Source organism: Kitasatospora sp. NPDC004799 (genome assembly GCF_040609095.1).
Taxonomy (GTDB): domain Bacteria; phylum Actinomycetota; class Actinomycetes; order Streptomycetales; family Streptomycetaceae; genus Kitasatospora.
In genome coordinates, this window is the sequence record NZ_JBEXJK010000408.1 from 1 (window position 1) to 7,118 (window position 7,118).

Annotated in this window: 8 protein-coding genes; 3 read left to right on the forward strand and 5 right to left on the reverse strand. The window is 75.8% G+C overall.

The features are described from left to right. Positions 1–31: 31 nt before the first annotated feature. Positions 32–565: a TSUP family transporter gene (locus ABZW03_RS33835; RefSeq protein ID WP_355267057.1), complete on the reverse strand. Its 534-nt coding sequence runs from the start codon at positions 563–565 to the stop codon at positions 32–34. A gap of 111 nt (positions 566–676) precedes the next feature. Continuing rightward, complete coding sequence (locus tag ABZW03_RS33840) at positions 677–2,053, reverse strand: right-handed parallel beta-helix repeat-containing protein (RefSeq protein ID WP_355267060.1); 1,377 nt, start codon at positions 2,051–2,053, stop codon at positions 677–679. A 31-nt stretch (positions 2,054–2,084) separates the two neighbouring features. Here ABZW03_RS33840 and ABZW03_RS33845 point away from each other — a divergent pair, with 31 nt between their 5' ends. Next, positions 2,085–3,323 carry a Dyp-type peroxidase gene (locus ABZW03_RS33845; RefSeq protein ID WP_355267063.1) on the forward strand — a complete coding sequence of 413 codons (1,239 nt, stop codon included), beginning with the start codon at positions 2,085–2,087 and terminating at the stop codon, positions 3,321–3,323. A gap of 134 nt (positions 3,324–3,457) precedes the next feature. On the opposite strand, the gene ABZW03_RS33850 is transcribed toward ABZW03_RS33845, so the two are convergent. Together ABZW03_RS33850 and ABZW03_RS33855 are read right to left on the reverse strand one after the other, a co-directional pair. Continuing rightward, complete coding sequence (locus tag ABZW03_RS33850) at positions 3,458–4,708, reverse strand: cytochrome P450 (protein ID WP_355267066.1); 1,251 nt, start codon at positions 4,706–4,708, stop codon at positions 3,458–3,460. Positions 4,709–4,810: 102 nt separating this feature from the next. Continuing rightward, positions 4,811–5,449: a helix-turn-helix domain-containing protein gene (locus ABZW03_RS33855; protein ID WP_355267069.1), complete on the reverse strand. Its 639-nt coding sequence runs from the start codon at positions 5,447–5,449 to the stop codon at positions 4,811–4,813. 103 nt (positions 5,450–5,552) lie between these two features. Between ABZW03_RS33855 and ABZW03_RS33860 the strand changes: the two genes are divergently transcribed. After that, positions 5,553–5,948: a DUF4345 domain-containing protein gene (locus ABZW03_RS33860; protein ID WP_355267072.1), complete on the forward strand. Its 396-nt coding sequence runs from the start codon at positions 5,553–5,555 to the stop codon at positions 5,946–5,948. Positions 5,949–6,004: 56 nt separating this feature from the next. Next, the gene (locus ABZW03_RS33865; RefSeq protein WP_355267075.1) at positions 6,005–6,547 is read left to right on the forward strand and encodes an MOSC domain-containing protein; all 543 of its coding nucleotides are present in this window, start codon (positions 6,005–6,007) and stop codon (positions 6,545–6,547) included. A 151-nt stretch (positions 6,548–6,698) separates the two neighbouring features. On the opposite strand, the gene ABZW03_RS33870 is transcribed toward ABZW03_RS33865, so the two are convergent. Continuing rightward, entirely contained in the window at positions 6,699–6,980 is a 282-nt protein-coding gene (locus tag ABZW03_RS33870; RefSeq protein ID WP_355267078.1) for a metal-sensitive transcriptional regulator, read from the reverse strand. Positions 6,981–7,118: the final 138 nt, after the last annotated feature.

The following is a 7,118-nucleotide window of genomic DNA, read 5'->3' on the forward strand; positions in this document are numbered from 1 at the left end:
GTGAAGCGCCGCAGCACCAACCGGTCAGTCGTCAGGAACACGGCCCCGTCCGAATCGCCCATGCCGCGATCCTCACCCCCCCCCCCCCCCCCCCGACCCACCAATTAACCCCCCCCCGACCCCCCCCGCGCCCCCCCCCGCGGGCGCGGCCCCGCCGGGGGGCCCCCCCCCCCGGGGCCCCCCCGACCCCGCGCAGCGCGGCCGCCCGGGCCCCGCGCAGCACCAGCAGGGCGGCCAGGCTGACCAGCGCGCCGATGCCGACGAGCAGCCAGGGCGCCGGCACCGCCGCCGCGACCAGGACCCCGGCCGGCACGGTGCAGGCCGCGGCGAGGGTCAGCGGCAGCATCGCCGTCAGCCGCACCCGCCGCCAACTCCCCAGCAGGCCCACGGCGCTGATGGCGCCGGCGGCGAGGTTGGACAGCGTGACGCCGTCGCCCGGCCCGAGCAGCAGGACCAGGACGGGCGCGGCGACCAGGGCGAAGCCGACGCCGGCCAGCCGCTGGACGGAGGCGCCCAGCAGGACGGTGCAGCCAAGGACCAGTTCGGTGGTGCAGCTGTCGGGCATCGGGCGCGGCCCCCTCCCGGCGGGCAGCCGGATCACCGTACGGTCGCACCGATGATGCCGCACGGCCGGACCGCGCCGCCGGGCCGGACGGCGGGCGGGGTCCTCCGGGGCTCAGTGCTTCGGGACGGCGTCCGCCGAATCCGGCAGCGGGTAGGCGCCGGGGTCGACCGGCCCAGGCAGGTCGACGGCCGGGCGGCCGGGCGCGTTCGGGTCCGGCAGCGAGGGCTGCGCGGGCGGCGCGGGCACCTGGCTGAACGGGATGCCGGGCGGCGCCTGGACCGGGCTGGTGCGGCCGAAGGGCGGGGCGGTGCGGCCCTGGGCGGCGCAGTCGGCCAGCGTCTCCAGGCCGTCCGGGCTCTGCACGGCCGGCTGGTTGCCGGTGAAGCAGTTGGCCGGGTCGACGGAGGCCAGCACCAGGTCGGTGCCGTTGCCGGTGGTCCGGTTGCCCTCGACCCGGTTGCCGCTCGCCGGGTGCCCCGGCGGGTCGGTGACGAGGATGCCGGCCGCGCGGTTGCCCCGGACCAGGTTGCGCTGCACCTGGTTGGCCGTGCCGCCGCCGATCCCGATGCCGATGCCCCAGGCGCCGTCGGCCTGTTGGGGGGTGTCGGAGGCGTTGTTGTCGGTGACGACGTTGCCCGCGATCACCGCGCCGTGCTGCGGGGCGAGCGCTTCGAGGTCGTTGGAGTTGACGGTGACGCCGACCCGGTTGGCGTTGATCCGGTTGCCGACGATGGTGACCCCGTCGGAGGCGTTGGTGAGCTCGATCCCGACGGCGTTGCGCTCGACGGTGTTGCCGCGCACCAGGGTGTCGCAGGGCTTGCACTGGCCGACGTAGATGCCGGAGTCGGCCTGTCCGGAGGCGTACGAGTCCTCGATGACGCCGCCGCGGGCGTCGAAGGCGTAGATGCCGTACAGGCCGTTGTTGTACGAGGTGACGCCGGTCGCCCGGAAGCCCTGGACGACCGGGAAGCGGGCGGTGTCCAGCGGGTCGTAGGCGGAGCCGCCGGCGCCGCGCTGCTGGAGCTTCTCGTCGGTGACGCCGGTGAACAGCACGCCGTTGGCGAGGTAGCCGTGCACGGTGAGGTTCTCCACCACCGAGCCGAGGCCGGTGGCGGTGATGCCGTTGACCAGCCGCAGCCCGCCGTCCAGCACCACGCCGTTGCGGTCGGTGCCGCGCAGCACGATCCGGGGCTTGGTGAGGCGCACGCTCTCCCGGTAGGTGCCCGGGTCGACCAGCACGGTGTCCCCCTCGTGGGCCACGTCCACGGCCTGCTGGATGGTCGGGAAGTGCTGCGGGACGCGGACGACCGTGCCGCCCGGGTGCTTGGCATCGGAGGAGGAGGACGAGCCGCCCGAGGAGCAGCCCGCGAGGGCGGGGGTGAGGGCGAGGACGGCGGCGGTGAGCAGCGCGGGCAGGCGCCGGGCGGTCCGGGCTCCGGGTGAGGGCGTGGTGCCGGGCGGGAGGTGACGTGTGGTCAAAAGTTGCATACGGCGTGTTCTATCGTCTCCAATGTCGCCCATGCATGCCGAAACCGGAAAGGCGCAGGACCAGCCACCGACCGTCCGGAGCGGCGGGGTGGATCGCAGGGGGCTGCTCGCGGGCGGGGCGGTGGTGGCCGCCGGGCTCGGCGCGGGGGTCACGGCGCTGGCCCTGGGCGGCGGGAACGTCCGCGGCGGCTCCCGGGCCGAAGGCGGCCACGGCCGGACGGCGCCGCCGCCGGAGCCGCCGGCCGTGCCGTTCCACGGCGTCCGGCAGGCCGGGGTGACGGCGCCGCAGGAGCCGGCCACCCAGCTGCTGGCCCTCGACCTGGCGCCCGCCGCGGTCTCGGACGGGCGGGCCGCCCTGCGCGGTCTGCTCGGCGCGCTGACCGGGGTGCTGGCCGGGGCGGCGGGGGCCGACCCGGCGGACGCGCGGCTGCGGGACGGCGGACCGGCCCGGTTCAGCAGCCTGGTGGGGGTCGGTCCCGGCCTCTCCGCCCGGCTGGGGCTGAACGTTCCGCCCGCCCTGCTGCCCGGGCTGCCCGAGTTCCCCGGGGACCGGCTCGACCCCGCGCGCGGCGGCGGCGACCTGCTGGTCCAGCTGTGCGCGGCGGACCGCTGGCCGCTGTCCGTGGTCGCCGAGCAGGTGGAGGCGGCGGGCCGGGCGGCCGGCGCGACGGTGCGGTGGACGCAGTCCGGCTTCCTGGCCCGGACGGCCGGGGGCGCCACCCCGCGCAACCTGTTCGGCTTCAAGGACGGCACGGCGAACCCGGACGCCGCGGACGCCGGGCAGTGGGTCTGGGGCCCGCCGGGCCCGTACGAGCACGGGACGGTGCTGGTCTACCGCCGGATCCGGATGGACACCGCCGCCTTCGCCGCCCTGCCCGGGGACCGCCAGGAGCAGGTGATGGGCCGCCGGGCCGGCGACGGCTCCCCGCTCACCGGCACGGCGGAGCACGACGAGCCGGACACCTACGCCAAGAACCCGGACGGCTCGTACGTCATCCCCGCCACCGCGCACGTCCGGCTCTCCAGCCCCCGGCTGGACGGCGGCTCCCGGATGCTGCGGCGGGGCTACAGCTACGACGACGGACCGGGCGACCGCGGCCTGCTGTTCTGCGCCTTCGTGCGCGACCCGGCGCAGTTCACCCGGGTCCAGAACCGGCTGGCCGCGCGCGACGCCCTCAACGCCTTCGTCGAGCACACGGCCTCGGCGGTGGCGTACGTGCTGCCGGGCGCGCCGGAGGGCGGGACGCTGGGGGAGGGGCTGTTCGTCTGAACTCCCCGTGCCCGGCCGGGACATGAGGAGCGGCGCGGCCCGCTCCGAGTCCGCCGGGCGGCGCCGGGCGCGGTGGTCGGGCGCCCTGCTCGACGGCTGGCGCCGAGCGGGGCGCCCCGCCTTCCGGGGCCCGGCTACCAGTCCACCGGGAGGCGGGCCGGGCTCCGGGTGGTGCCGCCGAGCTGCCAGGCGAGCTCCCCGACCGGGACGGTGAGGCGCAGGCCCGGCAGGGCGGTGGCGAGGCGGTGCAGGGACTCGCGCATCTCCAGGCGGACCCGCCAGGCGCCGATGCAGTAGTGCGGGCCGGCGCTGAAGGCGAGGGTGGGGGCGGGCAGCGGCAGGCCGAGGTCGGCGTCCAGGCCCTCGGGGTAGACGGCCGGGTCGCGGTTGGCGCTGCCGAGGCTGACGGCGACGACCGAGCCGGCCGGGACGGTGACGTCGCCGACCTCGATCGGCGCGGTGGTGCGGCGGATGGTGGCCTCGTCGTCGCCGAGCGGGATGTAGTGCAGCAGCCGTTCGGCGGTGCGTTCGGCGACGTCCGGGTCGGCGAGGCGCGGCCAGTGCTCGGGGCGCTCGCCGAGTACGTAGACCAGGGCGTTGGCGAGGGCCCCGGCGACGCTCTCGTTGCCGCTGGCGGTGAGCCCGGCGACCAGGAAGACGAGGGACTCCTCGGGGACGCCGCCGTCCTGGTCGGCGGCCCGGACCAGCCGGCTGACCAGGTCGTCGCCGGGCTCGCGGCGCCGGCGGGCGACCAACTCGCCCATGAACGCGCCGAATTCGGCGAGGGTCTCGCTGTGGTCGGCCCCGTCCTGCTCGCCACCCTGCTTGCCGCTCTGTTCGCCGGCCTGTCCACCGTCCTGTTCGCCGCCCTGGGCGAGCAGGGCGACGGTCCAGCGGTGCAGCCGCTCCTCCTCCAGGCGGTCCGGCCCGTCCCCGTCGAGCCCCATCAGCCGGGTGGTGACGGCGAACGGCACCGGCCGGGCGAACGCGGGCACCAGGTCGGCCGACGGGCCGGCCGCGACCAGCCGGTCCACGGACTGCTGGACGGCGGCCGCGACCCACGGCTGCCAGCCGGCGATGGCGCGCGGGGTGAAGGCCCGTTGGACGGTGCCGCGCAGCCGGCGGTGGGCGGGCCCGTCCTGGTTGAACAGGGAGGCCGGGTTGGCGGCCACGTCGGCGGTGGCGCCCGCGGTGCCGACATCGTGCAGGTCGGCCCGGGTGACCCGGGGGTCGCCGAGGACCTGCCGGACGTCGTGGTAGCGGGTGATCAGCCACGCGGGGGTGCCGTCCGGGAGGGTGGTGGGGTGGGGCGGCTGGGCGGGGGTGGTGGGGAGCCGGTGGAGTGGGGGGAGCGGGGGCCGGGTGTCGGCTGTGGCGGAGTCCATGGGTCCCTTCGCGGGGTTCGGCGGTCCGGCTGGTCGGGCGGCGTGGAAGCGCTCAATTGTCGTATATTCATAGGGAATTGAACGCTTGCGGCGCTTCTCCCGTTACGCCCCGATGGTATGCCCTCGGTGCCCCCACCCGGGTGCCGGATCGACCGGCAGCAGCGGCCGGAGCGCGCCCAGTACGGCGCCGATGCAGGCGTCCCGCAGCTCGGTGCGGGTGCAGGTCTCCTCGGTCAGCCAGTCGATGACCAGCACCCGGACGAACACCAGCCAGCTGCGCAGGACCTGGGACACCGCCTGCCGCGCCCGCTCGTCCGCGAGCGGGAGGACGCCGAGCAGCCGGCCGCGCAGCGCGTCGAGCTCCTCGGTGATGACGGTCTGGATCACCTGGTCCCCGGCCAGCACGCGGTTGGCCGCGAGCACGGCGTGCCGGTTGGCGACGAAGTAGTCCAGGTGGGCGTCCATGCCCTCGAGCAGCTGCTCGACCAGGGAGTCGGCCGGATCGAACCGGCTCCGGGCGAGCAGGTCGTCGGCGGCCTCCCGGTAGACCGCGGCGAAGAGGTCGTGCTTGCTCGCGAAGTGCCGGTAGAGCAGCGCGCGGGAGACTCCGGCCTGCTCGGCGACCTCCTCCATCAGCACCTCCTCGTACGGCCGTTCGGCGAACAGCCGGGCGCCGACGGAGAGCAGCTGGGCGCGTCGCTCGGCGAGGGAGAGCCGGCGGCGTCGTTCGTGGACTGGCATGCGGGCCAGGTTACTTGACACGCGTCTACTTGTTCGCGCTAGCGTGGGGGCGCACGCTGGGTAGACGCGTGTCAACCGGACCTCTGTGATGGGCGGGTGGGTCATGGCCAGGGCGTTACGGGTGCTCGCGTGGACGATGGGGGTCGCCTGCGTGGCGATCGGATTCCTCCACATCCTGCTGGGGAACGCCGCGATGCCCGGCATCGCGGACGCCGGCCCGACGGTCGGCAGCTTCGGCCGCTTCATGGGCGCGGTCTTCGCCGGCTACGGCGCGGCCTGGATCCACGCCGCCCGGCAGGCGCCGGTGCCGGCCCGGGCGGTGCGGTGGCTGGCGGCGGTCATGCTGCTGGGCGGCCTCGCGCGGGTGCTGTCGATCGCGGTGGACGGTCGGCCGCACGGGTTCCAGCTGCTGCTGATGGCGATCGAACTCGCGCTCCCGCCGGTGTACTTGTGGCTCGCGGGCGCGGACGAGCGGGCGCACGCGGAGGGCCGGCCGTAACGGGTGACTATGCTTCCGGATCGTTCGAACGTCCGTGTGCAAGGAGGGTTCGCGGCATGAGCGGCACCGTGGTGGCAGTCAGCAGCAACGCCGAGTACGCGTTCACCAAGCCGAACCGGGAGGGCATCACGCTGCTCGCCGGGCTGGGCGTCGAGGGCGACGTGCACGCCGGGGTGACGGTCAGGCACCGCTCCCGGGTCGCCCAGGACCCGACCGCGCCCAACCTGCGCCAGGTCCACCTGATCCACCGCGAACTGCTCGCCGAACTCGCCGAGTCGGGCTTCGACGTGGCGCCGGGCGCGCTCGGCGAGAACATCACCACCGAGGGCGTGGACCTGCTCGGCCTGCCGGTCGGCGCGGTGCTGCGGATCGGCCCGGAGGCCGAGGTGGAGGTCACCGGCCTGCGCAACCCGTGCGCCCAGATCGACGCCTACCGGCCCGGCCTGCTCAAGCGGGTCGTCGGCCGCGCCGAGGACGGCACGGTCGTGCGCCGCGCCGGGATCATGGGCATCGTCCGCACCGGCGGCCCGGTCCGGCCCGGCGACACCGTCGCCGTCCAACTGCCGGACGGCCCGCACCGCCCGCTCGACCGCGTCTGAGCGCAGCCCGCGCCTCAGCGCGTGCCGCCGTCGAGGTGGCGCGGCGGGACGCCCCGGGGATACCCCCACCCCGTACGCGCACGACAGGACGCCCACCGGCGGGCATGTGCCGCCGGAGGGCGTCCTGGACGGTTCTCCGGGTCGGTGCGGCTCAGGAGCGGACCAGCCGGGCGATGGCCTGGTTGGCCTCGCGGATCTTGGTGCTCGCCTCCTGGCCGCCCTCGGCGATGGCGTCGCGGACGCAGCATTCGATGTGCTCGTCCAGGAGTTGGAGCGCGAAGGACTGGAGCGCGCGGCTGGCGGCGGAGACCTGGGTGAGGACGTCGATGCAGTAGGTGTCCTGTTCGACCATGCGCTGGAGACCACGGATCTGGCCCTCGACGCGGCGCAGCCGCTTGAGGAAGTCGTCCTTGTGGGAGCTGTAGCTGGCCATGGCCGTCTCCGGTTCCTGTGCGGTGAGGAGTGCTCTCACTCTACCGGGGGGCGCGGTGGGTGGAGCCGGCCCGGACGGGCGGGGTGGCGCCCCCCCCCCCCGCCCCCGACCGCGGGGGAGGGCAACAACACCCCGCCC

Excerpts from the sequence above, each read along its gene's own strand:
- ABZW03_RS33835 (WP_355267057.1), bottom strand. The coding sequence starts at position 565 with ATGCCCGACAGCTGCACCACCGAACTGGTCCTTGGCTGCACCGTCCTG.
- ABZW03_RS33840 (WP_355267060.1), bottom strand. The coding sequence starts at position 2,053 with ATGCAACTTTTGACCACACGTCACCTCCCGCCCGGCACCACGCCCTCA.
- ABZW03_RS33845 (WP_355267063.1), top strand. The coding sequence starts at position 2,085 with ATGCATGCCGAAACCGGAAAGGCGCAGGACCAGCCACCGACCGTCCGG.
- ABZW03_RS33850 (WP_355267066.1), bottom strand. The coding sequence starts at position 4,708 with ATGGACTCCGCCACAGCCGACACCCGGCCCCCGCTCCCCCCACTCCAC.
- ABZW03_RS33855 (WP_355267069.1), bottom strand. The coding sequence starts at position 5,449 with ATGCCAGTCCACGAACGACGCCGCCGGCTCTCCCTCGCCGAGCGACGC.
- ABZW03_RS33860 (WP_355267072.1), top strand. The coding sequence starts at position 5,553 with ATGGCCAGGGCGTTACGGGTGCTCGCGTGGACGATGGGGGTCGCCTGC.
- ABZW03_RS33865 (WP_355267075.1), top strand. The coding sequence starts at position 6,005 with ATGAGCGGCACCGTGGTGGCAGTCAGCAGCAACGCCGAGTACGCGTTC.
- ABZW03_RS33870 (WP_355267078.1), bottom strand. The coding sequence starts at position 6,980 with ATGGCCAGCTACAGCTCCCACAAGGACGACTTCCTCAAGCGGCTGCGC.